At 69.9% G+C, this 25,487-nt stretch carries 24 protein-coding genes; 10 read left to right on the forward strand and 14 right to left on the reverse strand.

Annotated features, from left to right (window positions below; all coding sequences use genetic code 11):
• Window positions 1-65: 65 nt before the first annotated feature.
• Window positions 66-833 (reverse strand): TrmB family transcriptional regulator, encoded by a 768-nt coding sequence (locus tag SM754_RS10155; RefSeq protein WP_323676111.1) that lies wholly within the window; start codon window positions 831-833, stop codon window positions 66-68.
• A 121-nt stretch (window positions 834-954) separates the two neighbouring features.
• Here SM754_RS10155 and SM754_RS10160 point away from each other — a divergent pair, with 121 nt between their 5' ends.
• Entirely contained in the window at window positions 955-3,573 is a 2,619-nt protein-coding gene (locus tag SM754_RS10160; protein ID WP_323676112.1) for an efflux RND transporter permease subunit, read from the forward strand.
• Window positions 3,574-3,729: 156 nt separating this feature from the next.
• Here SM754_RS10160 and SM754_RS10165 read toward each other — a convergent pair whose 3' ends face one another.
• The 3 genes from SM754_RS10165 to SM754_RS10175 form a co-directional block, all read right to left on the reverse strand.
• Window positions 3,730-4,407 (reverse strand): helix-turn-helix domain-containing protein, encoded by a 678-nt coding sequence (locus SM754_RS10165; protein WP_323676113.1) that lies wholly within the window; start codon window positions 4,405-4,407, stop codon window positions 3,730-3,732.
• Window positions 4,408-4,600: 193 nt separating this feature from the next.
• Complete coding sequence (locus SM754_RS10170) at window positions 4,601-5,752, reverse strand: pyridoxal phosphate-dependent aminotransferase (protein WP_323676114.1); 1,152 nt, start codon at window positions 5,750-5,752, stop codon at window positions 4,601-4,603.
• A gap of 98 nt (window positions 5,753-5,850) precedes the next feature.
• The gene (locus SM754_RS10175) at window positions 5,851-6,024 is read right to left on the reverse strand and encodes a hypothetical protein (RefSeq protein WP_323676115.1); all 174 of its coding nucleotides are present in this window, start codon (window positions 6,022-6,024) and stop codon (window positions 5,851-5,853) included.
• Window positions 6,025-6,103: 79 nt separating this feature from the next.
• Between SM754_RS10175 and SM754_RS10180 the strand changes: the two genes are divergently transcribed.
• From SM754_RS10180 to SM754_RS10195, 4 genes are all read left to right on the forward strand, one after another.
• Entirely contained in the window at window positions 6,104-6,952 is an 849-nt protein-coding gene (locus tag SM754_RS10180) for an HpcH/HpaI aldolase family protein (protein WP_323676116.1), read from the forward strand.
• A complete protein-coding gene (locus SM754_RS10185; protein ID WP_323676117.1) occupies window positions 6,953-8,065 on the forward strand; it encodes an MBL fold metallo-hydrolase in 1,113 nt (370 codons plus the stop codon). It abuts the gene before it with no gap.
• A gap of 225 nt (window positions 8,066-8,290) precedes the next feature.
• Window positions 8,291-9,055, forward strand: a complete 765-nt coding sequence (locus tag SM754_RS10190; protein WP_323676118.1) for a pirin family protein — start codon at window positions 8,291-8,293, stop codon at window positions 9,053-9,055.
• 232 nt (window positions 9,056-9,287) lie between these two features.
• Entirely contained in the window at window positions 9,288-10,232 is a 945-nt protein-coding gene (locus SM754_RS10195) for a YeiH family protein (protein WP_323676119.1), read from the forward strand.
• An 86-nt stretch (window positions 10,233-10,318) separates the two neighbouring features.
• Here the strand turns inward: SM754_RS10195 and SM754_RS10200 are convergent, their stop codons facing one another.
• Both SM754_RS10200 and SM754_RS10205 read right to left on the reverse strand, forming a co-directional pair.
• Window positions 10,319-10,552: a DUF7385 family protein gene (locus SM754_RS10200; protein ID WP_323676120.1), complete on the reverse strand. Its 234-nt coding sequence runs from the start codon at window positions 10,550-10,552 to the stop codon at window positions 10,319-10,321.
• Window positions 10,553-10,601: 49 nt separating this feature from the next.
• A complete protein-coding gene (locus SM754_RS10205; protein WP_323676121.1) occupies window positions 10,602-11,627 on the reverse strand; it encodes a hypothetical protein in 1,026 nt (341 codons plus the stop codon).
• A gap of 428 nt (window positions 11,628-12,055) precedes the next feature.
• Between SM754_RS10205 and hutU the strand changes: the two genes are divergently transcribed.
• Window positions 12,056-13,849, forward strand: coding sequence for a urocanate hydratase (gene hutU, locus SM754_RS10210; RefSeq protein WP_323676122.1), 1,794 nt, complete (start codon window positions 12,056-12,058; stop codon window positions 13,847-13,849).
• Complete coding sequence (hutI, locus tag SM754_RS10215) at window positions 13,849-15,093, forward strand: imidazolonepropionase (RefSeq protein ID WP_323676123.1); 1,245 nt, start codon at window positions 13,849-13,851, stop codon at window positions 15,091-15,093. The genes hutU and hutI overlap by 1 nt, the downstream gene beginning before the upstream one ends.
• On the opposite strand, the gene SM754_RS10220 is transcribed toward hutI, so the two are convergent.
• Entirely contained in the window at window positions 15,068-15,616 is a 549-nt protein-coding gene (locus SM754_RS10220) for a hypothetical protein (protein ID WP_323676124.1), read from the reverse strand. The two genes, hutI and SM754_RS10220, sit on opposite strands and share 26 nt — an antisense overlap.
• Window positions 15,617-15,798: 182 nt before the next feature.
• Here SM754_RS10220 and SM754_RS10225 point away from each other — a divergent pair, with 182 nt between their 5' ends.
• Window positions 15,799-16,428 (forward strand): DM13 domain-containing protein, encoded by a 630-nt coding sequence (locus SM754_RS10225; RefSeq protein WP_323676125.1) that lies wholly within the window; start codon window positions 15,799-15,801, stop codon window positions 16,426-16,428.
• A gap of 25 nt (window positions 16,429-16,453) precedes the next feature.
• Here SM754_RS10225 and SM754_RS10230 read toward each other — a convergent pair whose 3' ends face one another.
• Window positions 16,454-17,647 (reverse strand): RNA ligase, encoded by a 1,194-nt coding sequence (locus SM754_RS10230; protein WP_323676126.1) that lies wholly within the window; start codon window positions 17,645-17,647, stop codon window positions 16,454-16,456.
• Window positions 17,648-17,761: 114 nt separating this feature from the next.
• Here SM754_RS10230 and SM754_RS10235 point away from each other — a divergent pair, with 114 nt between their 5' ends.
• Complete coding sequence (locus SM754_RS10235; RefSeq protein WP_323676127.1) at window positions 17,762-18,451, forward strand: RNA ligase partner protein; 690 nt, start codon at window positions 17,762-17,764, stop codon at window positions 18,449-18,451.
• Window positions 18,452-18,460: 9 nt separating this feature from the next.
• Here the strand turns inward: SM754_RS10235 and SM754_RS10240 are convergent, their stop codons facing one another.
• The gene (locus SM754_RS10240) at window positions 18,461-19,270 is read right to left on the reverse strand and encodes a response regulator (protein ID WP_323676128.1); all 810 of its coding nucleotides are present in this window, start codon (window positions 19,268-19,270) and stop codon (window positions 18,461-18,463) included.
• Window positions 19,271-19,399: 129 nt separating this feature from the next.
• Between SM754_RS10240 and SM754_RS10245 the strand changes: the two genes are divergently transcribed.
• A complete protein-coding gene (locus tag SM754_RS10245) occupies window positions 19,400-20,038 on the forward strand; it encodes a metallophosphoesterase family protein (protein ID WP_323676129.1) in 639 nt (212 codons plus the stop codon).
• A gap of 76 nt (window positions 20,039-20,114) precedes the next feature.
• Here the strand turns inward: SM754_RS10245 and SM754_RS10250 are convergent, their stop codons facing one another.
• The 5 genes from SM754_RS10250 to SM754_RS10270 are packed head-to-tail and all read right to left on the reverse strand — an operon-like array spanning window position 20,115 to window position 25,423.
• Window positions 20,115-20,861 (reverse strand): ABC transporter ATP-binding protein, encoded by a 747-nt coding sequence (locus tag SM754_RS10250; RefSeq protein ID WP_323676130.1) that lies wholly within the window; start codon window positions 20,859-20,861, stop codon window positions 20,115-20,117.
• Between the two features lie 34 nt (window positions 20,862-20,895).
• Complete coding sequence (locus tag SM754_RS10255; RefSeq protein WP_323676131.1) at window positions 20,896-21,717, reverse strand: ABC transporter ATP-binding protein; 822 nt, start codon at window positions 21,715-21,717, stop codon at window positions 20,896-20,898.
• Window positions 21,710-23,188: a branched-chain amino acid ABC transporter permease gene (locus SM754_RS10260; RefSeq protein ID WP_323676132.1), complete on the reverse strand. Its 1,479-nt coding sequence runs from the start codon at window positions 23,186-23,188 to the stop codon at window positions 21,710-21,712. Before SM754_RS10260 ends, SM754_RS10255 begins: the two co-directional genes overlap by 8 nt.
• On the reverse strand, window positions 23,185-24,099 hold the full coding sequence (locus SM754_RS10265; RefSeq protein WP_323676133.1) for a branched-chain amino acid ABC transporter permease: 915 nt from the start codon (window positions 24,097-24,099) through the stop codon (window positions 23,185-23,187). Before SM754_RS10265 ends, SM754_RS10260 begins: the two co-directional genes overlap by 4 nt.
• Window positions 24,100-24,112: 13 nt before the next feature.
• Window positions 24,113-25,423, reverse strand: a complete 1,311-nt coding sequence (locus SM754_RS10270; RefSeq protein WP_323676134.1) for an ABC transporter substrate-binding protein — start codon at window positions 25,421-25,423, stop codon at window positions 24,113-24,115.
• Window positions 25,424-25,487: the final 64 nt, after the last annotated feature.

Consider the following 25,487-nt stretch of genomic DNA (forward strand, 5'->3'; position numbering starts at 1 on the left):
CGGCGGGCGAGAGAAACTGCGGGCCGGTGTTCTCACGCCGCACTCAAGCGGCGGTGTTCGGGTGGTTAGCCGCCGTCGTCGGTGCGTTCGGTCCCGGATTCCATCCCGGACTGCATGAACTGTGCGAGAATCCCGCCGATGCGGGAGTTGGCGGTCCACAACGCCTCCTCGCCGAGCGGGTCGTCGTCCGTCTCGACGGCGAGCAGGATGGTGCTCTCGTCGACCATGAGCGCTCGCCCGGCGAAGTCGGCGGGGTTGTCCTCGGACATGACGACGACCCGGACGGGGTCGTCGGCGAACCGGTCGCGGACGGAGCGGTCGGCGGTGAGAACGGTGACGCGTCGGTCGCGGTCGGCGGCGTCGCGGAGTGCGGCGGCGACCTGCTCGCTCAGCGCGTCGCCCTCGGGGGCGACGTGGACGACGACCGCGTCGGCGTCCTGGACGAGGGAGACGACGCGGTCGTCTATCGGGCGGCGACCGCGGAGCGTGGAGACGTCCTGGCGCTTCCCGTGATCGCTGCCGGTCGCCTGGATCGATTCGAGGTTCTCGAACGCGCGCGTCCGCTCCCGGTCGAGCCGCTCGGTGAGGAGGTCGCGTGCGGTCGCCAGGTCGACGGGCCGGTACTCCTTCGGGCTCGACTCGACGACCTCGACGAGGCCGCGTTCGGCGAGCTCGTCCGCGGCGCCGTACACCTGCGAGCGCGGCACCTCCGAGCGGTCGCTGACGGCCTGTGCGGTCCCGGACCCGAGCTCCTGGAGCGCGACGAACACGCGCGCCTCGTAGTTCGGGAGTCCGAGTCGTTTCAGTGCGGCGACGGCGTCCTGTGCGCTCATGGTGTGTCGGCGTGCTGTCGGGCCTTGGGCGAGGGGTCGTATCAGTCCCCCGGTCCCGATTCCAGCGTTTGTTGTAGGATTCTACAATACTTATTTGCGATGGCGTCGTACGGGTTGACGGATGACACTCCCGGCACGCTACGCGGCGCTCGTCACCACCTACAGCAAGACGGTGGTCGCGCTCATGCTCGTCGCGACGCTCGTCGTCGGCGCCGGCGCGGCGAACGTCGACGGCGGCCTCTCCATCACGAGCTTCGAGAGCGACTCGACGGCCGCACAGAAACTCGACTACGCCCAGGCGAACTTCACGACCGACGGCGAGAACAGCACCGTCGTCCAGGTCGTCGTCCGCGGCGACGACGTCCTCACGAGGGAGTCGCTGCTGTCGACGCTCCGGTTCCAGCGGACGCTCCGCGAGGACCCCGACGTGAACGCGACGCTCCGCACCGACCAGCCCGTCGTCGGACTGTCGAACGTCGTGGCGACCGCCGCGATACGCGCCGAGCAGGCACGTGGAGGCGAGGGCGACGGGCAGACCGGCGGCGACGGGGGCGGTCCGCCCGCGGGTGCGGGCGGCGCCGGCCCGCCGAGTCGGCCGACGCTCGACGAGCAGATCGCGCAACTCGAGTCGATGTCGCCGGCCGAGGTCGAGGCCGTCGTCGCGGACGTCCTCGACCCCGAGCGCGACGACCGCGGCCCCGTCGACCCGTACACGCTCCTCGCGACCGACTACGAGGCGGGGTCGACGGCCGCGTCCGGCCGCATCATGTTCGTCTTTCAGGACACGCGCGACGGGACGACCGACGACCTGCCCGCGGCCGTGACCGACGCCCAACTCGCCATCCAGACGTACGCCGAGGAGGACATCGTGCCGGCGGGCGCGTTCGCGTTCGGCGTCGGTATCGTCGACGAGGAGGCCGGGACCGCGACCGGTGAGAGCTTCGCCTTCATCTCGCCCGTCGCACTCCTCCTCATCGTCGCCCTCCTCGGCGCCGCGTACCGGGACGTCCTCGACGTCGCACTCGGCCTCCTCGGCGTCGTGCTCGTCCTCGTCTGGATGGGTGGCGCGATGGGCTGGCTCGGCATCGGCGTCACCCAGCTCATCATCGCCGTCCCGTTCCTCCTCATCGGGCTGAGTATCGACTACGCGCTCCACGTCGTCATGCGCTACCGGGAGGCGCAACTCGACGACCCCGACCACGACGTCCGGCAGGCGATGACGCGCGGCCTCACCGGCGTCGTCGTCGCGATCGGCGCGGCGACGTTCTCGACCGCGGTCGGGTTCGGGTCGAACCTCGTCAGTCCCATCGTCTCCATCCAGCAGTTCGGGACCGTCGCCGCGGTCGGTATCGTCTCCGCGTTCCTCGTGTTCGGCGTGCTCCTCCCGCCGCTGAAGGTCGAACTCGAGGAGCTCGCGCAGCGCGTCGGGCTCTCGCGCGAGAAGCGCCCGTTCGGCCGTGGCGGCGTCGCCGGCCGGGTACTCGCCTCCGGTGCGACGGTCGCCCGGAAGGCGCCCGTGGTCGTCGTCGCGGTCGCGCTCGTCCTGAGCGCCGCCGGCGGCGTCGCCGCGACCGACATCGACACCAGCATCGACCAGGTGGACTTCCTCCCGCGGGACACCCCCGAGTGGATGGAGTCGCTCCCCGGGCCGTTCGCGCCGAGCGACTACACCCTCCGGTCGAACGCGGTCTACATCAACGAGCAGTTCGTGCAGTCGCGCGACCAATCCAGGGCGATATTCCTCGTCGAGGGCGACGTCACCGCGCCCGACACGCTCGAACGGCTCGCCGCCGCCGAGGACGACCTCGCGGAGACGGAGACGGCCGTGACGCTCGCCGACGGGAGCCTCCGCGTGGACGGCCCGCTGGAGGTCGTGCGGCGGACCGCCGCGGCGAACGAGACGGTCGCGGCCGTCGTCGCGCGGAACGACGCGGACGGCGACGGCGTCCCCGACGGGAACCTGACCGCGGTGTACGACGCGGTCTACCGCGCGAACCCCGACGGCGCGAAGGCGGCGTTCTACCGCGACGACGGGGAGTACCGCGCGCTCCGCGCGAGCGTCGCGCTCGTCGGCGGCGCCGACACCGGCACCGTCACCGCGGAGATGCGCGACGTCGCCGCCGCGATGGAGTCCGGGAGCGACCTCGTCGTCACCGCGACCGGGTCACCCATCGTCCAGGAACTCGTCCAGCGCGGGCTCTTGGAGACCCTCGTCACCGGGTTCGCTATCACGTTCGGCGTCATCGTCGCCTTCCTCACGGTGGTCTTCTGGCGGCGGTACGACACCCTCACGCTCGGCGCGGTCGTGATGACGCCCGTCGTGTTCGCGCTCGCGTGGCTGTTCGGGACGATGTACGTCGCGGGCGTCTCGTTCAACACGGAGACCGCCATCATCGCGAGCATCGCCATCGGCGTCGGCGTCGACTACGCCATCCACATCGGCGAGCGCTTCGTCGAGGAGCTCGGCGAACGGGGCGACGCCGTCCCGGCACTCGAACGCACCCTCCAGGGCACGGGTGGCGCGCTCCTCGCGAGCGCCGTCTCCACCGCCGGTGGATTCGGCGTTCTCATGCTCGCGCTCGTCCCGAGCCTCCAGCGGTTCGGGTTCGTCACCGCGACCGCCATCGTGTACGCGTTCCTCGCGAGCGTGCTCGTCCTCCCGAGCCTCCTCGTCCTCTGGACGCGCTACGTCGACCTCGACCTCGAACCCGCCGCCAGCGCCACGCCAGGAGACGACTGACCGGCGCGCTCGCGACGTTCGCGGCGGTCGTCGCACGCGCACCGCGAATCAGGAGAGCGTGCACGACGCGGTCAGTCACTGCGGCCCGGTCGGTTCGCGCGCTGCAGCCCGTGCAGCGTGCTTCGCGACGTCGGCGCACTGCAATCGGGCGTCGGCTCAGACATGCTCGACGAGCGCGCCGACGACCTTCTCCTCGGCGAGCCGGAGGTGCTCCTCGAACGTCCGCCGGTCGACGCCCATCGCGGCCGCGAGCTCGGTCGTCGTCGTCTCGCGCGGAACGGCGTAGTAGCCGTCCGCCCACGCGTCGCGGATCGCTTCGCGCTGGCGCGCCGAGAGCGACGGCACCGCCGGCGCCCCCATCGCCCGGTCGTGCGCGACCGCGTCCACCTCGCGCTTCGAGCGCACGGTGACCTCGAAGGACTCGCGGACGTCCTCGTAGAACGCCGCGAGGTTCGCGGCGTCGAGCGTGAGCACGCGCACGAGCTTCCCGCCGTCCTCGTACCGGAGCGGCGGCAGGAGCAGGCAGTCGTGGCGTTCGAGGTACCGTTCGACGTTCCCCTCGGTGTGCGGCCGCAGGCACTCGTCGGTGACGACGACGGCCTCGGTCCCGCGTTCGAGGACGTCGGCGACGCCGACGGCGTCCGCGACCGCTCCGACGACCGCCTCGGTCGTGCCCCCGCGAACGTGCAGGAGGTCGCAGTGGTCGTTGCACCAGAGCTCGACGCGCACGCCGCCGTCAGCGGTCGCGTCCGCGTACGGCACGCCCCCGCGGATGTGGAACGTCGCCTCGTACATCTCGTCCGCGACGACGCCCCACGGGTACTTGAACCCCACTCCACGTGCAGGGTTGAGGGCCCCGTCTCGCCGTCGGAACCGGTGCGTCCTCGTCCGTGACGTCGCCCGCTGTTACGGTTCGCACTCCGCGACCGGGACCGTCGACGGTTCGACCTGCCGGAAGGGGGGAGGACGGCCACCGTGCGTCGAGAGGGCGCGAGCGGTCGATAGTCTCCGCTGCGGGACGGAGAGGTCAGTACGTGCGGAGACCGGCTTCGAGCCGGTCGAGTCCCTCGCGGAGTCGTGCCTTCGAGTTCGCGAACGAGAGCCGGAGGTGGCCGTCGCCCGCGTTCCCGAACCCGCTCCCCGGGGCGAGGACGACGCCGTGTTCGCGCAGGAGGTGCTTGGCGAGCGCGAGCGAGTCGTCGACGCCGGGGTCGAGGAACGCGTAGAACGCACCCTCGGGTCGTGGCGCGGTCACGCCCGGCATCGCCCGAAGGCGGTCGTGGACGAGGTCCCGGCGCTCCTCGAACGCCGCGTACATCTCCTCGAAGGGCGCCTGGGGGCCGGTCAGAGCGGATTCGGCGGCGGCCTGCGCGATGCTCGACGGGCACGCGGTCGTCGACTCGCGGACCGTCACGATCCGTTCGAGGACGTCGGCGTCGCCGGCGAGCCAGCCGAGGCGCCATCCCGTCATCGCGTACGCCTTCGAGCACGACCCGACCGTGAGGACGTGCGACGGCTGGTCCGCGTACTCGGCGATGGCGCGAGCGTCCCGGTCGTAGCACAGCGAGAGGTACACCTCGTCCGCGATGACGAACGCGTCGTGGTCGGCGGCGGCGTCGACGACGCGCTGGCAGTCCGCGGGGTCGTAGACGCGCCCGGTCGGGTTGTTCGGCGTCGTCAGGACGACCGCGGCGGTGTCGTCGCTCATCGCGTCGACGACCAGGTCCGGGTCGAGGTCGTACCCGGTCGCCGCGGGGAGGGAGACCTCGGTGAACGTGCCGTCGGCGAGCGCGGCCTGCGTCTCGTAGTTCGGCCACGCCGGCCCCGGCGCGAGGAGCTCCTCGCCGGGGCCGACGGTCGCGAGGGTCGCGAGCAGGAGCGCCTCCATCCCGCCGACGGTGACGCAGAGATCCTCGACGCCGTAGTCGAGGTCGTATCGGTCGGCGAGGACGTTCGAGATGGCCTCGCGGCACGCGACCGTCCCGGCGTTGGGCGTGTAGTGCGTGTCGCCGTCGCGCGCGGCGCTCATCGCGGCGTCGACGACGTGCTCGGGCGTATCGAAGTCGGGTTCGCCGACCTCGAGACGGACGAGGTCGCCGTCGTGCGCCTCGGCGAGGTCGTACATGACGCGTATCGAGGAGCGCTCCGGCGCGCGAACGCGAGCCGTGAGTGATGACATACCCGCAGCGTCGACCCGTCTCGTGAAAGCCGTTGGCATGACTCACGGCGCTCGCCGGTTTCCGTCCACGCCGTCCACGCACCGCCCGGCGCGGCCACTCAGCGGGTCGCGTCCCCGGCGAAGTACGCGGCGGTCGCGTCGTCGAGCGACGGCGTGACGTCGTCGAACGCGCCCGCACCGCGACGCCCGCAGCGACCGCACGCATCCGGCGGCTCGACGTCCGCGTGAACGGCGTCACAGCGCTCGCAGACGTAGTATCGCAGACCCAGCACGACCGACAGAACGCACCGGAGGGGGAAGACGGCACCGGCGACGCGGTCACTTTTGACGCTGCGCGTCCTCGCCACCGGTATGCAACCCGACTTCGCCCACCGGCTCCGCGACCGCGACGCGCTCGTCGGCGCGTGGTGCACCGTCGGCCATCCGGTCGTCGCCGAGGTGCTCGCCGCCGAACCCGTCGACTTCGTCGTGCTCGACGGCGAGCACTCCGAGAACACCATCGGCGACCTCGCCGACTGCGTTCGCGCCGTCGACGCCGCGAACCACCGCGTCAGCCGGCGGGACGCCGCGGCCGACGCCGACGCGGACGCGACCGGCACCGCGACCGTCGTCCGCGCGAGCGGCCCGGACCGCGCCGAGATCAAGCGGCTCCTCGACCTCGGCCCCGACGGCATTCTCGTCCCTCAAATCGAGGACGTCTCGGACGCTCGCGAGGCCGTTCGCGCGAGCCAGTACCCGCCCGAGGGCGTCCGCGGCGTCGCCGGCGGACGCGCCGCCGACTACGGGCGGACGCTCGACGACACGGTCGCGTCCGCGAACGACGACGTCGCGACCATCCTCCAGATGGAGACGACGGGCGCCATCGCGGACGCGGACGCAATCGCCGCACTCGACGGTCTCGACGCGCTCTTCGTCGGGCCCGCGGACCTCTCCGCGCGCCTCGGCGAGTTCGGCGCGTTCGACACCGAGGCGTTCCGCGCCGGCATCGACACCGTCGCCGACGCCGCCGCCACCGCCCCGGGGTCGGTCGCCGTCGGCACGCTCGCGACGAGTCACGAGAACGCCCCGGAGCGCCGCGACGACTGGGAGATGGACTTCGTCGTCGCCGGCGTCGACGTCGCGTACCTCCGCGACGGCCTCGACGGGTACCTCGACGCGCTCACCGGTGCGGACGGTTCGACGGACGGGGGTGAGACCTGAGTGTCCGACGACCCCGCGACCCACGAGGCGCGCGACCACGACGACCGCGCCCGCGACGACCGATTGACCGTCGAGCGCGTGCAGGTGTCGACCGCGTACGGTTCGGGGCCGGAGGGCGGGAACAGCGCGTGGGTCCTCCCCGACTCGGGCATCGTCGTCGACCCGGGGCCGCCGGGCGACACCGCGTTCGAGCACCTCCGCGAGGGACTCGCGGACGTCGGTCTCGCGGTCGCGGACGTCGCGGACGTGCTCGTGACGCACTGGCACGTCGACCACGCGGGGCTGGCGCCGCGGCTCGCGGACGCGGCGGACGCGACCCTCCACCTGCACGAGCGCGACGCGCCGCTCGTCGCGGACTACGCCGCGGCGCGAGCGCGACGCGTGGACCGGGACGCGGCGGCGCTCTCGCGCTGGGGCGTGCCCGACGAGCACGTCGCTTCGCTCCGCGACGCGGACTCGCCGTCGCCGATGCCGGACGAGACGGCGGTCGACGCGCTCGCGGCGAGCGACGTCGTGGGGCCGCTCTCCGTCGTCGAGACGCCCGGGCACACCGCCGGACACGTCGCGTTCGCGCTCCGCGACACCGCCGGGGGCGGGGAGCGCACCGCCGACGCGCGCGTGCTCGTCGGCGACGCCGTCCTCCGGACGGTGACACCGAACGTCGGGGGCGGCGACACCCGCCAGTCCGACCCGCTCGCGGACTACCGGCGCGCGCTCGACGAGCTCGCGGGAGCGGGGTGGCGTGCACTCCCCGGGCACGGGACCGCGTTCGACCTCGCGCCGCGGCTCGCGGAACTCCGCGAGCACCACCGCGAGCGCGCCGGCCTCGTCCTCGACTCGCTCGCCGACCTCGCCGACACCGAGGGAGGAGACCGCGGGGTCACGCCGTGGGCGGTCGCGCGCGACCGCTTCGGCGACATGACGGGCTATCACGTGAAGTTCGGCGCGGGGGAGGCGTTCGCGCACCTCCAGGACCTGGTCGCGCTCGACGTCGTCGAGCGCGTCGACGACGACCCGCTGCGATATCGTCCCGTCGACGCCTTCGACGCCGTCCCCTGCGAGCGCGTCCTCGACGACGCCTGGCGCGCCGGACACCGGCGCCGGAACGTCTGAGGCCCTCTCGACGCGAACGCTCCCGTCGCCGCGGTGGCTCGGTCACCGCTGAGCGACGACGAGCAGCCGCTCGGCGTCCCGGTCGTACGCGTCGCCGTCGAGCGTGCCGTAGGCGTCCACCTCGCTGAGCGTCTGGGACAGGAACTGACCGCGTCGCGTCTCGACCGCCCCCTTCGATGGCCGTCGCGCAAACCCCTAAACGCGCCGAGCGGCTAGCGGGCCCCAATGGACGATTCGCAGTCTACGCGCGGTCGCTCGCACGTTCACACGGCAGAGCGAACCGACGTCTCGCGGAACCAGGGCGCGTTCCGAACGCACTTCAACTTCCCCGGCCGCGCCGTCCCCGACCACGACGACCACGGGTACGGGCCGCTCGCGACCGTCGTGGAGTCCTTCATGGACCCCGGGACGCGCATCCGGATGCACCAGCATCGCAACGAGGAGATCGTCTCGTGGGTGCCCGAGGGCGTGATGCGTCACGACGACCGGCAGGGCAACGACCTCGACACGGACTCCGAGCACCTGCTGGCGATGAACGCCGGGAGCGGGTTCTGGCACGCCGAGGAGACGCTCGCCGACGACCCGCCGCTGCGGATGCTCCAGATATTCGTCCGCCCCCGAGCGCTCGACCTCGACCCCGGCATCCAGCACGAACCCCTCCCAGCGCCCGCCGCGAACGACTGGCGGCACGTGTTCGGGCCGACCGGGACCGACGCCCCCGCGTCCGTCCGGAACGACGTCGACTGCTACGACTGCAGGCTCGACGCCGGCGCCACGACGACGCTCCCCGCCCGCGACGGGTGGCACACGTACCTGTACGCGTTCGAGGGCGCCGTCGACGTCGACGGTGCGTCGGTCGGGTACACCGAGAGCGCGCTCGTGACCGACCCCGACGGCGTCACCGTCACCGCGAGCGAGGACGCGACGCTCGTCGCGTTCGCCATCGACCCCGACGCGCCGGTCACGCGCCGCGGCACCATCGGCCGCTGACTCCCGCGAGCCGACCGACGTCGTCCGCGCGCGACCGCGGTGGACCGTCACGCATTTCGCTCGGGCGAGCGTCCGCGGAGACATCTCCAGTTCGAGCAGCGACTCCGAGCGACCGTCGGCCGGCCGCGAGCGGCCGCGTCGCGAGCGCGCTCGCTCCCGCGGTCGAGAGCTAGCTCCCGGCCTCGGGTTCCTCGTCGCGCTCGCCGCGCTCGCCCGCCTGACCGCGTCGGCCGTGCCGGTCGCGAGCGAGCTCGTGGTCGCGGTCGCGCTCGGACTCCTCGTCACGAACACCGTCGGCGTCCCCGACCCGCTCGCACCCGGGGTCAGGACGCACACGCGCTGGCTGGAGGCCGGCATCGTCCTCATGGGCGCCAGGGTGTCGCTCTCGACGCTGCTCTCGACCGGACCGACGCTCGCGGCGCTCGTCGTCGGCGTCGTCGTCCTCACGCTCGTCCTCGTCGAGTGCCTCGCGAACGCCGTCTTCGGCGTCCGCGGGAAACTCGGGTCGTTGCTCGCCGCGGGCGCGAGCGTCTGCGGCGTCTCCGCCGCCGTCGGCGTCGCCGGGAGCATCGACGCGAACGAGGACGACCTCGCGTACGCCGCCGGCACCATCCTCCTGTTCGACGTCGCTATGCTCTTCGCGTACCCCGTCGTCGGGAGCGCGCTCGGGCTCACCGAGCGGACGTTCGGCGTCTGGGCTGGCCTCACGATGTTCTCCACCGGCCCCGTCACCGCCGCCGGGTTCGCGTTCGGCGACGTCGCCGGTCGATGGGCGACCGTTACGAAGCTCACGCGGAACCTCCTCCTCGGCGTCCTCGTCGTCGCGTACTCGCTCCGGTACGCGAACGCCGACACCGAGAGGGACGGCGACCGCGTGGAGACGACGGGTATCGCGGGCTCGGTCCGCGCGATCTGGGCGTCGTTCCCGACGTTCGTCCTCGGGTTCTTCGCGGTCGTCGTCCTCACGTCCACCGGGCTCGTCCCCGACGCCGCCACTGCGACCATGGAACGCGCCTACAAGGCACTGTTCCTCGTCGCGTTCGCGGGACTCGGCCTCAGCGTGGACGTCGACGACCTCCGGAGTACCGGCGGCACACCCATCGCGCTCGTCCTCACCGCGCTCCTCGCGACGAGCGGACTCGCGCTGCTCGCGGTGCAGGCGCTCCTCAGCCCCTGACGAACCCGTCGTCCACTGGAGTCTCCTGACCGGATTGAGCTCCTCGAACCCGCCTTCGAGCGGAACGCACTCGCCAGCGTCGCGACTCAGCGCTTGTGCGTGAAGATAACCGCGTTGTCGTCGACGCTCCCGACGCAGAGGTCGAGCTGCCGGGAGAGGTTGAGGCTCGTCGGGTTCTCCTTGCAGACGACGAGGTCGTCGAACGGGTCGTCGCACGCCGGACAGGCGACCGCGACGGTGTTCTGGTAGCTCTTCAACGCGGCGTTCTCCTCGCGGAGCGTCAGCGAGGCGACGAGTTCGTCGAAGTCCACGTCTTCCATACCGGCCCTTCCCGACGCGTCGACATAAATCCGGGCGACGGCCCCGGTCTCACCTCGGTCTTCCCCGCCCCCGTTCGAGCGTGGCGGGGAACTCGTAGGTCGTCCCGGCGAGCGTGAGGTCTCGATAGTACGAATCGAGCGTGGACGGACCGTAGTACGGGTCGCCGCGACTGATGCCGACGCCGACGACGAGCGCGTCCTCGTAGATTGTCACGCCGTCCTCCTCGTCGATGCGGTCGAACCGTCGCTCTTCGAGGTTCAGCTTCTTCCAGTCAGACGACTCGAACTCGGCGGTCACGTCGCGCGTGTTCCACTGCCCGACATCCCAGTTTTCGGCGAACCCGCCCGTGGCATCGTTTCGATCCGCGTACATGGTCCTGAACACCGCCTGCGAATCCCTGAACTGCGGCCACGGGCCGTTCGAGCTCGAACGCTCGTTCTCCGGATCCGTGTCGAGGAACATCCAGACGTCGTCGGGCGACCCGACTCCCTCGTGGTCGGTATCGACGCCGACGACGTCGGACTCGGTCGCCCCCCAGTCGTACGCGAACCCGGGACCATCGCCGCCGTATCCCGCGATGTCGCCGACCGTGAGCTCTCGGTCGCTGACGTCGAGGAGCGACAACCCGATATCGAACGTCTTCATCGGCTCGGACGTTCCCCGACGCAGCGCCGACGTCACGTGCAGCACGTCGTTCCCCGGCGGACCCTGGTTCCCGTCGCCGTTGCCGTTCCCGCCACCGTTCCCGTTGCCGTTCCCGCCACCGTTGCCGTTCCCGCTACCGTTCCCGCCACCGTTGCCGTCGCCGTTACCGTTTCCGTTACCATTGCCACCGCCGTTCCCGTTGCCTTGGTCTCCATCGCTGTTCCCGGGCTGCCAGGGGTCGCGGACGCGTTCGAGGGTGACGGTTCCACTGAGCCCGCGGAACTCCTGCGCGTCGTTGACTCCGATGGCAACGCCGACGCTGTTGCGTGTCTGTTCGTCGGTGTGATCCGGACCGAGCGTCCAGAGGCTGTCGCCCAGTGCTGCCAGCGCGGTTGTCCCGACCAGGACCGACCTTCGCGTGAATGGCATGGCCTCTCGTTCACCGGCCAACCTGATTGTTATAAACTTGATAGATGTGTGGCGTTCTCAGTAACCTACACTTCATGTTCGTCAACGGAGCGCTACACTCCCGCTCGGCGAGCGACGTTGAAACGGGTGAGAAACGGCGACAGGGGTGCTCGGAACGAGCTGGTGGTCGAACCGGTACGAGAGGATTATGACGCACGTGGTCGCGAATGACTCGCTCGGTGAACGGTCCGGAAATACGGTCTTACCGGCGTACCGTCGAGAGGAGGCTACTCGACGCTCGCGAACCTTCGGCCTTCGAACGTCCATGCCTCGTCGACGGCGACCTTGGGCAGGTGGCCGGCATCACGAACCGAAACCCACTACTGTATTTAAACCCCTCTCCTCATGGTGGGTGAATGTCCAACGTGCTCCCCGTCGAAGTCACTTGTATGGCTGATAACGCAGGCGGCGGGAACCTGGACGTCGGCGACGTGAGCGACCAGTACCGCGAGTACGAAGGCGCACCGACCGGCACCGACATCGAGTGCGAGGGCTGGCGGCAGGAGGCCGCGCTCCGCATGCTGAACAACAACCTCGACCCCGAGGTCGCCGAGGCCCCCGAGGACCTCGTCGTGTACGGCGGCACCGGCCGTGCGGCCCGGAGCTGGGACGCGTACGACGCCATCATGGCGGAACTTCGCGACCTCGACGACGAGGAGACGCTGCTCGTGCAGTCCGGGAAGCCGGTCGGTCGGTTCGAGACCCACGAGCGCGCACCGCGCGTCCTCATCGCGAACTCGAACCTCGTCGGCGCGTGGGACGACTGGGAGCACTTCCACGAACTCGAGGCCGAGGGGAAGATCATGTACGGGCAGATGACCGCGGGGTCGTGGGCGTACATCGGCACGCAAGGCATCATCCAGGGGACGTTCGAGACGCTCGCCGAGGCCGCCCGCCAGCACTTCCCCGAGAGCGAGGGGCTGCGTGGCACCGTCACCGTCACCGCCGGCCTCGGTGGGATGGGTGGCGCGCAACCGCTCGCGGTCACGATGAACCACGGCGTCTGTATCGCCGCCGAGGTCGACGAAGACCGCATCGACCGCCGCATCGAGACCGACTACTGCATGGAGAAGACCGACGACCTCGACGAGGCCATCGCGATGGCCGAGGACGCGGCCGCGAACGACGAACCCCTCAGTATCGGCCTGCACATGAACGCCGCGGACATGTTCGAGGGGATGCTCGAACGCGACTTCGTCCCGGACGTCGTCACGGACCAGACGAGCGCGCACGACGAACTCGAGGGCTACTATCCGAGCGGCTCCACCGTCGACGAGGCGGACGAACTCCGTCGCGAGGACCCCGACGCGTACGTCGAAGCCAGTCTCGACACGATGGAGCGCCACGTTCAGGGCATCCTCGACATGCAGGACCGCGGCGCGGTCGCGTTCGAGTACGGGAACAACATTCGCGGGCAGGTCAAGGAACACCGCGGGTTCGAGACCGCGTTCGACTTCCCCGGGTTCGTGCCCGCGTACATCCGGCCGTTGTTCTGTCGCGGCAAGGGACCGTTCCGCTGGGCGGCGCTCTCCGGGAACGAGGACGACATCGCGCGGACCGACGAGGCCGTGCTCGAACTGTTCCCGGAGAAGGACGACCTCGCGCGATGGATCGACCTCGCTCGCGACCAGGTGTCGTTCCAGGGGCTCCCGAGTCGGGTGTGCTGGCTCGGGTACGAGACGACGCCCGTGAGCGAGACGCCGCTCGACGCGACGCACGTCGACGAGGACGCCGAGCTGACCGAGCGTGCGCTGTTCGCGCTCCGCATCAACGAACTCGTCGCGAGCGGCGAGATCGACGCGCCGGTCGTGGTGACGCGCGACCACCTCGACGCGGGCTCCGTCGCCTCACCCAATCGCGAGACGGAAGCGATGCAGGACGGGACGGACGCGGTCGCCGACTGGCCGATACTGAACGCGCTCCTGAACACCGCATCGGGGGCGGACATCGTCAGCGTCCACGACGGCGGCGGCGTCGGCATCGGGAACTCGCTGCACACGAACAATCACGTCGTCCTCGACGGCACCGAACTCGCCGCGGAGAAGGCCCGGCGCGTGTTCACGACCGACCCGGGGATGGGCGTCATCCGGCACGCTGACGCCGGGTACGAGGAGGCGATCGACGAGGCGGAGCGGAGCGGGGTCGCGGTCCCGATGCGGGACAGGGCCGGAGGCGAGGACTGATGGCTCGCGCCGAGACCGTCGTCCACGACGCCGCGGAGGTCGTCGTCGGGAAACGCGAGGGCGCGTGGCCGGGCGGCGACGCCGGCGACGACCTCCTCGCGGTCCACGAGAACGCGGGCGTCGCCGTGGTCGACGGCGAGGTGGCGATGGTCGGCCCGAGCGACGACGTGTGCCGCGAGTATCCGCCCGAGAACGCCGAGACGGCGTACGAAGCGACCGGCCAGTCGGTCGTCCCGGGGTTCGTGGACCCGCACACGCACGCGGTGTTCGCTGGCGACCGGAGCGACGAGTTCGAGGCGAAGCTCCGCGGCAAGCAGTACCAGGAGATTCTCGAGGAGGGTGGCGGCATCCTCCGCACGGTCCGCGCGGTCCGCGAGGCGACCGAGGACGAACTCGTCGCGAACCTCCGCGAGCACCTGGACGCGATGCTCGCGTACGGGTCCACCACGGTCGAGGTGAAGTCCGGGTACGGGCTCGACACCGAGACCGAACTGAAGCTCCTGTCGGCGATCGAGACGGCCGCCGAGACGCACGCGGTGGACGTCGTCCCGACGTTCATGGGCGCGCACGCCGTCCCGGAGGGGATGGACACCGACGCGTACGTCGACGCGGTCGTCGACGAGCAGCTCCCGGCCGTCGCCGACCAGGGCGTCGCGGAGTTCTGCGACGTCTTCTGCGAGGAGGGCGTCTTCGGCGTCGAGCAGTCCCGGCGCGTGCTCGAAGCCAGCGTTGACGCCGGCTTGACGCCGAAGGTGCACGCGGAGGAGCTCGCGCACATCGGCGGGACGGAACTCGCCGCCGAGGTCGGCGCGACGAGCGCGGACCACCTCCTGCACTCCACGCGAGCCGACGTCGACGGGCTCGTCGAGAACGACGTCGTCCCGGTCGTCCTCCCCGGGACCGCGTTCGGGCTCGGCGCGGAGTACGCGGACGCTCAAGAGATGCTGGACGCCGGCGCGCCGGTCGCGGTCGCGACTGACTTCAATCCGAACTGTCACAGTCGCTCCATGGGGTTCGCGCAGTCGCTGTGCTGCGTCGAGATGGGGATGACGCCCGCGCAATCGCTCGTCGCCGCGACCGAGCACGCCGCGCTCGCGCTCGACCGCCCCGCCAGGGGCCGACTCGACGTGGGCGCACCCGCGGACATGGCGATCGTCGACGCTCCCAGTCACGTCCACGTCCCCTACCAGTTCGGCGAGAACACCGTCGACGCCGTGTTCAAGGACGGGACGCGGGTCGCCTGAGTCCGACGCTCGTCGACGATTCCTCGGTGGGTGTTCCCCCGGTCGTCGGTTTCGTCGCGTGGATCGTCGCGACGTCGCGAACGCGCGACCCGGAGTCGAACGACGCCGTCACCTGGATCGCGTACTCGCCCGCGGTGTCGACGTGGATCTTCACGTAGTCGTCGTAGTCGAGGATACCGACGGTAGAGCCGTCGGGTTGCTCGATCGGTTCCCAGCTCGCGTCCGCGAGCGTTCCACCATCGACGGTCACGTCCAGACGAACCGTGGCCTCGTAGCTCTCGATTACGGCGGTCGTCTCCCGCGGTTCGATGGCCACGTCTGGCGACGACGTCGTTCCCGCGGACGTGGACTCGTCGGTCGTCGCTTCGGCGCTCCCGTTCGAACCGGTCGCCGTCACGTCCGTCGTTTTGACGACCGTCGTACGGGCGGCGTCATCGTCGGTGGCCGGAGAACCGGTGATACAGCCCGCGGCAAGGCCGGAGAGCCCCGCGGAGAGCCCACACAGGACGTCGCGTCGGTTCATCCGCATCCTCTCGTCGTACCGAGGCGTTCCGGGTAACTTCTTCGCCGCCGCGAGGCGGGACGAGGAGACAAGCGACGAAGAGGGGTTCAGTGCATCCTTGCGACGGATTCCAGCCGGATGGGGGACGAACTCTAGACGGAGTTTGAAGAATCGCTTTCACGTCCGGTGGCGTCTGGTCGTGTATGCAGCGACGCACGCTCCTCGGCGTTCTCGGCGGTGCGACGGTACTGGGCGGTGGTGGCTACCTCGGGTGGGAGCTGTTCGCGCCGGAGCGCGCGACGGCCGAGAACGAGGACCGCGTCGGCGGCGCCGGGGAGTCGACGAGCGCCGACGCCGGTGGTGATGGCAGCGGGAGCGACGGCGGTGGCAGCGGGAGCGACGGCGGTGGCAGCGGGAGCGACGGCGGCATGGACGACGGAACGGGAACCGACGGCGACGCCGGCAGCGGCGGTGCGACGGTGCTGAAGCGCGGGTCGTTCCGGGGGAAGGCGAACCACGAGTGTCGCGGGACGGTCGAGCTCGCACGCGACGACGCCGGGTACTTCCTCCAGTTCCGCGAGTACGAGCAGACGCAGGGCCCCGACGTCTACTGCTACCTGACGCCCGACCCGGACCCGGACACGAGGGCCGATATCGACGCTGGCGAGCGCATCCCGATCGACGGCGGCGCTGACGGCGGTGAGATGACCAAGACGGGCACGTTCGCGCAGACTCTCCCCGCTGGTGTCGACGTCGACGGTGCGATGGGCGTCGGCGTCTGGTGCGACGACTTCTCGACGCCGTTCGGGGCCGCGACCCTCGAAGACGTCTGAGCCGACTGCGGCGCTTGCGGCCGGGTCACTCGTCGACGGTGCCGCCGTCGAGGTAGTACGCGATCCGGTCGGTGGATGCCTCGGCGCGTTTCCGGAACTCGACGACGCGCTCGGCGCCGTGGCGGTCGTCGCGCGTCACGTCGACCGCGAGCCCCTGGTCGCGGAGGTGCGCGAGCGTCGCCTCGACGACGTCGGGCTCGCCGCGGACGGTGTGGTGGTCGCCGAGCGTCCCGCCGTCGGCGACCGACTCTATCGCGTCGATCATCGGGAGGAGGATGGACTCGCCGAGACCGCGAGCGCGCTCGCGGCGTCGGTCGTCGGTCGCGTCGAACTCGTGCGCTTGGAACGCCTCGCGGACGATCCGCGAGAACACGAAGTCGCGGCCGTAGTCGAACGGCAGCGAGAAGGCGTACGCGAGCGCGCCGTGATGCATCGCTTCCGTGGTGTACTTCACCGCCCTGCGGGCGTCGGGGGTCTTCATCACGACGCCTTCGCGGCCCGCGGCGTCGAGCGCCTCGGTCGCGTCGGCGACCGCGGTCGCGGCGTCCCGCTCGTCATCTGCTCCCCGTCCGGTGTCGTCGCCGGTGCTGGTCGCGACCGGGAACTCGCCGAACGAGCGCGGCTGCTCGAACCCGAAGCGCTCGCAGATCGCGCGGCGCTCCGCGACCGACAGCGGCGCGCCCGTCTCGCGGTCGCGGACGCCGAACACGCGGAGCGTGCTCGACGCGACGTCGCCGTAGTCGTGCGTCGTGTACGGCGTCTCCGGACCGAGGAGCTCAGCACAGAGCACGCGCTCTGGGTGCGCGTCGAAGAACGCGTCGACGTCCAGGCACTCGCGAGCGCGAGCGGTCGAGAACGGGCACGCGAAGCCGCTGCGCGTGAACGCGAGCACGTCGCCGTCGACGCGCGCGACGCGGACGTTGAATCCGTCGAGCTTCTCCTCGACGACGACCGACTCGACCGTCCCGTCGTCCTCGGCGTCCGCGAAGAACGACTCGATGCCCGCGTCGAGGTGAAGGACCCGCGGGATGCTCGGGTACCCGCGGACGAGGACGTCGGCGTCGGGGAACGCGACCGTGCCGCGCTCCACGCCGTGCCGCGTATCCGTGAGGACGAGCGCGTCCCGGCCCGCGACCGTCCGCGACCGGAAGTGCTCGAGGAGCTCGTCGGGACGGTCCGCGTTCGAGTCCAGTCGCTCGAACACCGCCTGCTCGTCCATACCGTACCGACGATGGCCTGGACGAAAAAGGTCGGGCCGCCCCAGGCTCCTGGCGCGGGCGTGCACGCCGAAATCGCCACGAACCATTTACTCTCCGACCACCTACGTCCACGTATGTCCGGAGAATTGCCGCGCCAGCAGTTCGTCCTCGACACCTCGCTGTTCATCACGGAAGCGATTCGGCGCGAGGACGAGTCGATGGAGGACGCCATCCTCCGCCTCCTCGACCTGGTGGCGACGGCGCGCCTCGAACTCAACATCTCGTGTCACATGCCGCCGTCGATCCACGACGAGCTCGCGGCGATGCTCCGCGACCGCGACGTGAGCGACGAGGTGTTCGAGCGACTCGACACGTGGGTCGTGCGGAAGTCCCCCGACCGCTACGGGGTGACGATTCCAGCGAACATCGTGTACGACTTCATCGACGAGATGAGCGACCGCGTCGACCGCGGACTCCGCGTGAGCGAGGAGGCGCTCCGCGAGGTCGAGCAGCTCGACCCGGAGGCGATAACGGCGAACCGGACCGGCGAGGACGGCGACTACATGACGGAGGTCGACCACATCCTCTCGTCGATGCGGGACAAGTACCGGCGAGCGCTCCGGAAGGGCGTCCTGGATTCCCGCGAGGACTTCGACCTCCTCGTGCTCGCTCGCGAACTGAACGCGGGCGTCGTCACGGAGGACCGCGGCATCATCTCGTGGGCGGACGAGTTCGGGCTCCGGTACGTCCGCGGCGGCCAGTTCCCCGTCCTCCTCGAGGAGTACCTCCGCGCGACCGGCGCCGACGGCTACGACGACGCCTGACGCGAGCTGTCAGCTCGCGGGATACGTCCCGTTCCGGTACTCCGCGACGACCTGTCGGATGCGGTCCGCGAGCAGGTCGAACTGCGCTGCGCCACCGCGCTTCTGGAGGTACGCGGTCACGCCGTGGTCCTCCGCCTCGATACGCGTCTTCTCGGTTCCCTTCCCGGTGTAGATGACGAACGGCACGGTCTCGTCGACGCGACGGATCGCCTTCAGGAAGTCGAGCCCGCTCGACCCCGGCATGTCGTAGTCGCTGACGATGCAATCGAACACGGTGGATTCGAGCGCATCGAGCGCACTCTCGGGGTTCGACGCGGTCGTCACCGAGATGTCGTCGTGCTCGGCCGCGAACTGGTCGACGATGACCTCGAGGAGCGGTGCGTAGTCGTCGACGAACAGCACCTCGATTCCGTCGGTATCGCCGAGCACCGCGACGTCGTTCGTTCCGGTCGCGCCGTGGACTGACTCCGCGAAGGACAGTTCGAGCCATTCCGCGAGCCGGTCGGGGTCCGCACGCAGCACCACGTCGTTCCTGTCGCCGTTCCAGTCGACGACGCCGAGGAGTTCGAGCTTCGGGAGGTGGAGGTGAAAGAGCGCGCTCGCGACGGCGGCCCGTCCCTCGTCGGCGTCCGCGGCGGTTCGCGACGGGACCGTCGCGACGACCACGTCGACGAGGTCGTCGAACGAGGCTGTTCGATGGCGTTTGAGGTGGAAGAGGACGTTTCGACGACTCGGGTCACCGAGGGCGGCGCCGAAGTTCTCGGCGGAGACCGGCTCCCATCGTCCGGTCCCGTGGTCTTCGGGCTGTTCGGGTGGCATAACTGCGATAGGTACGGTTCGCGGCCGCTTAGCTATACCGTTGCGGGCACTGACGGTCGAGCCACCGGTCGTGGAGCGCTTCCCGCGACATATCAACGCTAAAGGGGACCGAACGGTGTTCTCTACCAGATGCTCGTCCTCGGCGACGCACACGCGGTGGAACCGGACCGGCGACGAGCGCTCCGCTCCGCGTACGATGCTTCGGACGCGACGACGGCGCTCCAGCTCGGCGACCTCATGCACTACGACCTCCCCGTGCCGACGTGGTTCATCGCGGGGAACAACGAGGACCTGGACGTCATCGAGGCGCTCCGCGCGGGCGACCGACCACCGGCGGTCGAGAACGCGAACCTCCTCCATAGCACGACCGTCGACCTCGAAGGCGTCCGGTTCGCGGGGGTCTCCGGGAACTTCGCGCCGACGCAGTACGACAAACCGCGAGCGCACCTCCACGGCGACCGCCGCCGGCACTTCGTCCACGAGGACGTCGAGGCGGCGAAACGCCTCGAGGACGTCGACGTCCTCCTCTCGCACGAGGCGCCGAACGGCCTCCTCCAGTACGAGCACTACGACCCCGGCTGCGATCAGGTGGACGATATCCTCGACGCGCTCGACCCCGACCTCTGTCTCGTCGGACACCACCACGAGCACCTGGAGATGACGTACCGCGACACGCGCGTCGTCGGCCTCGACGCCGCCTGGCGCAGCTACTACGAGCTCGACACGACGGACCTGACGCTCGAACGGTTCGAGACGCCAGAGGCCTGATCCCAGGCGCTTCGAGACGCCCGAGGACTCGACCGGTTCGAGGAAAGAAGACCCAAAACGAGCGCGTGTGAGCGACTCAGCCGCCGAGGTAGAGCCGCGACACCTCGGGGTTGTCGAGCAGACCGTCGGCGTCGTCGGCGTACGCGACGGTACCCTGGTCGAGCACGAAGCCCTTGTCGCTGATGGCGAGGCCCTTCCGGGCGTTCTGCTCGACCATCAGGATGGCGGTGCCGAGCTCGTTCACGGCCTGGACGTCCGCGAACACCTCGTCCGCGGTGTTCGGCGCCAGTCCCGCCGACGGCTCGTCGATGAGGAGCACGTCCGGCTCCATCACGAGCGCTCGCGCGAACGCGAGCACCTGCCGCTGCCCGCCCGAGAGCGTCCGCGCCTTCGCGGACTGCTTCTCGGTGAGCAGCGGGAACCGGTCGTAGAGCTCGTCGATGACGGGGTCGAGGTCGTCGCTCCGCGCGACACCGCCCATGCGGAGGTTCTCCTCGATGGTGAGGTTCCCGAACACGTTCTCGGTCTGCGGGACGTACCCGATGCCGGTGCGGACGATGTCCTCGGGCGCCATCCCGCCGATGTCGTCACCGTGGTACCGCACGTGGCCTTCCCACGGCGTCAACATCCCGAAGACGGTCTTCAGGACCGTCGACTTCCCGGCGCCGTTCGGCCCGACGAGGCACGCGATCTCGTCCTGTGCGAGCGTCATCGACAGGTCGTCGAGCACCTGGACGTCGCCGTACCCCGAGTCGACGTTCTCGACCGAGAGGACGACGTCCTCGTCGGCGTCGCGCTCGATGACGCCAGTGCTCGCGCTCATTCGCCCGGCCCTCCGCAACGCAACGCTGCGACAGTCATTGGTCGGCCCCTCCGAGGTACGCGTCGATGACGCGGTCGTCGTTCCGGACGGCGTCGGGCGTCCCCTCGACGAGGACGCTCCCCTGGTCGAGGACGATGATGGGGTCTGCGAGGTTCATGATGAAGTCCATGTCGTGTTCGATGATGCAGAACGTCACGCCCTCCTCGTTCAGGCGCGCGATCTGCTCGCGGAGCTTGTTCGCGAGCGTCGGGTTGACGCCCGCGACCGGTTCGTCGAGCAGGAGCACCTCGGGTTCGGCGAGCATCGCGCGAGCGAGCTCGACGAGCTTCATCTGGCCGCCGGAGAGGTCGGTCGCGGCCTGCGTCGCCAGATGCCCGATCTCGAACTCCTCGAGGATGCGCTGGGCGTCCTCGAGGTTCTGTTTCTCCTGCTCGTGGACGCCGCGGGGGTTCGTGAACAGCGAGATGAACGACTCGCCGTCCTGCGCTTGCGGGCCGACAAGCATCGCCTCCCGGACGGTCATCCCTTCGAGCTTCCGCGGGGTCTGGAACGTCCGGATGAGGCCGTGGTCGGCGACCTCGTGCGGTTCGGCGTTCGTGACGTCCGCGCCGTTGACGCGGACGTTCCCGGAGTCCTGCTCGTAGAACCCCGTGATGAGGTTGAACAGCGTCGACTTCCCGGCGCCGTTCGGCCCGATGAGGCCCGTGATGGTCCCGCGTTCCACCTGGAAGGACGCGTTGTCGGTCGCGACGAGGCCGCCGAACGTCTTCCGGAGGGTGTCGACCTCGAGGACGACGTCCTCCTTCTCCATGTTCGGGCCGTCGCGGAGTCGTTCCGCCGTCTGTCCTTCACTCATCGCGACCACCTCCGTTCGACGCGGTGTCGTCCGCTGGACCGTCGGCGGCATCGCCGGCCGTCGCGTCCCGGTCGGGCGACCCGCCGTTCGCCTGCACGTCGTCGCCGGACGGTGGCGCGTCCCCGCCTGCCTCGTCGGTCGCGTCCTCGGTCGCGTCGTCGAGCGAATCGGGGTCGTGAACCGACCCGGTCTCGTTGTTGTTGTCCGTGACCTTCGCCTGGCGAGCGGCCTTGCGACCCGGGACGTCCGCGTCGGCGAGCGCGCTCGGCCAGATGAGTTCGCGCTGGGGCGGCAGGACGCCCTCCGGCCGCCAGCGCATCACGAGGATGATGATGACGCCGACCGCGAGCAGTCGCGTGCTCGCGAAGTTCCCGACGATGGTCGCGTACGTGGACTCGACGACGCTCAAGAGCGATGGCAAGTCCACCGGGAACGTGTCGGGGAGTGCTCCACCGAGGAAGCGCGTCCCCTCCTGGATGGCGATGATGACGAACCCGCCGAACATCGCACCGCGGTTCGACCCGCTCCCGCCGAGGATGACCGCGATCCAGACGTAGAACGTGTTGATGGGTTGGAGGTCGCCGGGACTCACGAACAGGTTCAGGTGCGCGTAGAACACGCCGGCGAGCGCCATGATGACGCTCCCGAGCACGAACGACTGCATCTTGAACGCGTACGTGTCCTTCCCGAGCGCCTCCGCGAGGTCGTCGTCGCTCCGGATGGTCCGGAGGACGCGCCCCCACGGGCTCTGGTGGACGTGCCGCAGGAGCAGGTAGACGACGCCGACGAACACCGCGACGACGACGACGTTCAGGAGCGCCTGCCAGAACGACTGCCCGAGCGTGAATCCGAGGACATTCGTCGTCCAGATACCGGGGACGCCGACTTGGAACTCCTGGAAGCGGAGCCCCGGCATCGTCTCCGGGAACGTCGCGAGGACCGGCCAGCCCTCGAAGAACCCGGGGATGCCGCGGAGTCCGGCGCTCCCGTTCGTCAACCAGCGTTCGTTCAGCATGAGGAGGCGGACGACCTCCGCCAGGCCGAGGCTCGCGATCGCGAGGTAGTCCGTGCGCAGCCGTAGCGTCGGAATCCCGATGATGACCGCGAGGACTGCCGCGAGCACGAGGCCGAGCACGAGCCCGATCAGCGGGTTGAACCCGCCGGCGATCGGCGAGGAGTCCGCGGTCAGGAGCGCGGTCCCGTACGCGCCGAGACCGAAGAACGCCGCGACGGAGAAGTTGATGAGGCCCGTGTACCCCCACTGGACGTTCAGCCCGAAGCTCAGGAGGATGTACATCCCGACGAGCCCGAGCAGGTACATGAAGTACGCGGGGCCGAGCCCGCCGGTGACGAGCCCGTAGAACAGCAGCGCCATGAGGACGAGCACGAAGCCGGCGACGCCCTTCTCGGCGGCCGTCATCTCCCCGACGTACCCGCGTGGGTCGCCGAGGAAGGTCGCGCGTTCGGTCATGACGCGGCCTCCCCCACGATGCCCGTGGGACGTGCGAGGAGCACGACGACCATGATGACGAACGCGACGGCGTTCGCGTACTCGATACCGATGGGGATGCCGACGTCAGAGAGCAGCGGCGTCATCTGGTTGATCATCCCGATGAGGAACCCGCCGAGCATCGCGCCGTAGACGGAGCCGATGCCGCCGAGGATGACCGCGGCGAACACGACGAGCAGGATGTCGAACCCCATCCGGGGCGACAGCTGGTTGAACAACCCGAGGAAGCCGCCGCCGGCGCCGGCGAGCCCGGCGCCGATGATCCAGGTCCAGATCTCGATGCGGTTCGTGCGGATACCGGAGACGCGCGCCAGGTCCGGGTTGTCGGCGGTCGCGCGCATCTTCCGGCCGAGGTCGGTGTACTGCAGGAGCGTGTGCAGGCCGGCGACGAGCACGACCGCGGACCCGACGATGGCGACGTCGTGCAGCGTCACGCGGACGCCGTACGGGATGAGCCACTCGATGGGGCGCAGGACCTGGATGCCGAACTCGGTGAAGTCCGCGCCGAACCCGAGCCGTATCGTCGCCCGGTAGACGAACGCCACCCCGATGCTCGTGATGAGGAGTCCGATGGAGTCCAGGTCTATCGGCTCGTAGATCACCTTGTGCGTGACGACCGCGACGAGCGCCGCGACGACGACCCCGACGAGTAACGCGACAAAGAACCCGTAGGGGATGCCGAGGACGACGCCGCCGAGCGTGCCGACGGCGCCGAACGTGACGAGGGTCGCGTACGCGCCGACGGTCATCGTGTCGCCGTGCGCGAAGTTCGCGAAGTTCGCGATGCTGTACACGAGCGAGAGCCCGATGCTCGCGAGGACGATGATGCTACTGAACACCAACCCGTTCGCAGCGTATTCGAGAACGGACATTGTCGGAGGGGTGTTACTCCGAGGAGATGGTGCCCGTCGTGACGTACTCGTGGTCCTCGACGGTGAATATCTGGAGGAACCCGGCGGGGTCCCCGTTCTCGTCGAAGTCGATGGGGCCGGACACGCCCTGGTAGTCGATGTCGGACGCGGAGCCGTCCTCGCCGAGGACCTCCACCGCTTCCGCGTACGTCGAGACCTGTTCGCCTTCTGGGCGCGTCACGTCGCGAACGGTGTCCTGGAGTGCGCTCGGCGAGAAGTCGCTCGCGGTGTGGATGGCGAGCGCTGCCGTGATGATGCAGTCGTACGCGTACGCGGACCACGCCGTCGGCGCGCTCCCGTGTTCGTCCTCGAACCGCGAGGCGAACTGCTGGTAGTTGTCCTGGTCGATGGCGGCGCTCGGCGCGACGACCTTCATGCCGCTGAGGCTGCCTTCGGGCGTGTTGTTCAGGACTTCGGGGCCTTTCACGGAGTCGGCGCCGTAGAACTGCGCCTCGTACCCGCTCGAGTACGCTTCCTGCGCCATCGTCGTGAACTCCGGCTGGTACGTGATGAACAGCCAGGCGTCCGCGCCGGAGTTCGCCATCCCGGAGACGACGCTGGAGTACGACGACTGTCCCTGGTCGTGGCTCTGGTTGTACGCGACGTCGCCGTCCCACGCCTCGGTGAACGCGTCCGTGATGCCCTGGCCGTAGTCGTTGTTGATCCACGTGATCGCGACCGAGTCGTGGCCGTCGTCGGCCATGATGTCCGCGAGCGCGCCGGACTGCACGCGACCGGTCGGACTCATCCGGAGGAGGCCCGAGAAGTCGCTGAGTGCGGGACTCGTGGAGTTCTGACTGAGCTGGACGACGTCCGTGTTCTGGATGACGGACTGGTAGATCGCCAGCGAGACGCCGGAGCCGACGGCGCCGACGACGAACGGGACCTCGTCCTGGTTCACGAGCTTCTGTGCGGCGGAGACGCCCGCCTGACTCTGGGACTGGGAGTCCTCGACGATTATCTCGAGGTCGCGGCCGCCGATACCTTCGGCGTTGACGTCGGCGAGCGCGAGGTCCTTCCCGCGCTGGTTGCGCTGCCCGAACGCGGACAGCGACCCGGTGACGGAGTCGACCATCCCGATCTGGTACGGGCCCATGCTCCCGCCGTCGCCACCGTCGCCACCGTCGTCGCCGTCGCCGCCATCGCCGCCGCCGTCTCCCCCGTCGCCTTCGGTCTCGGTCTCTTCTGTCGAGGTGACACAGCCGGCGAGCAGTCCGATACTGCCGACGCCCACGCCCTTCAGTACGTCTCTGCGAACCTTTCCGCGCTTGTCATCAGGTGCCATAGCGGTATGCAGATTCAATTATGAACTATAGGCCTATAGTACCGCCCGACCATGGTCGGAATCT

Origin of the sequence: Halorubellus amylolyticus, assembly GCF_034808145.1 — an archaeon.
In the GTDB taxonomy this organism is placed as follows: Archaea; Halobacteriota; Halobacteria; order Halobacteriales; family Natrialbaceae; genus Halorubellus.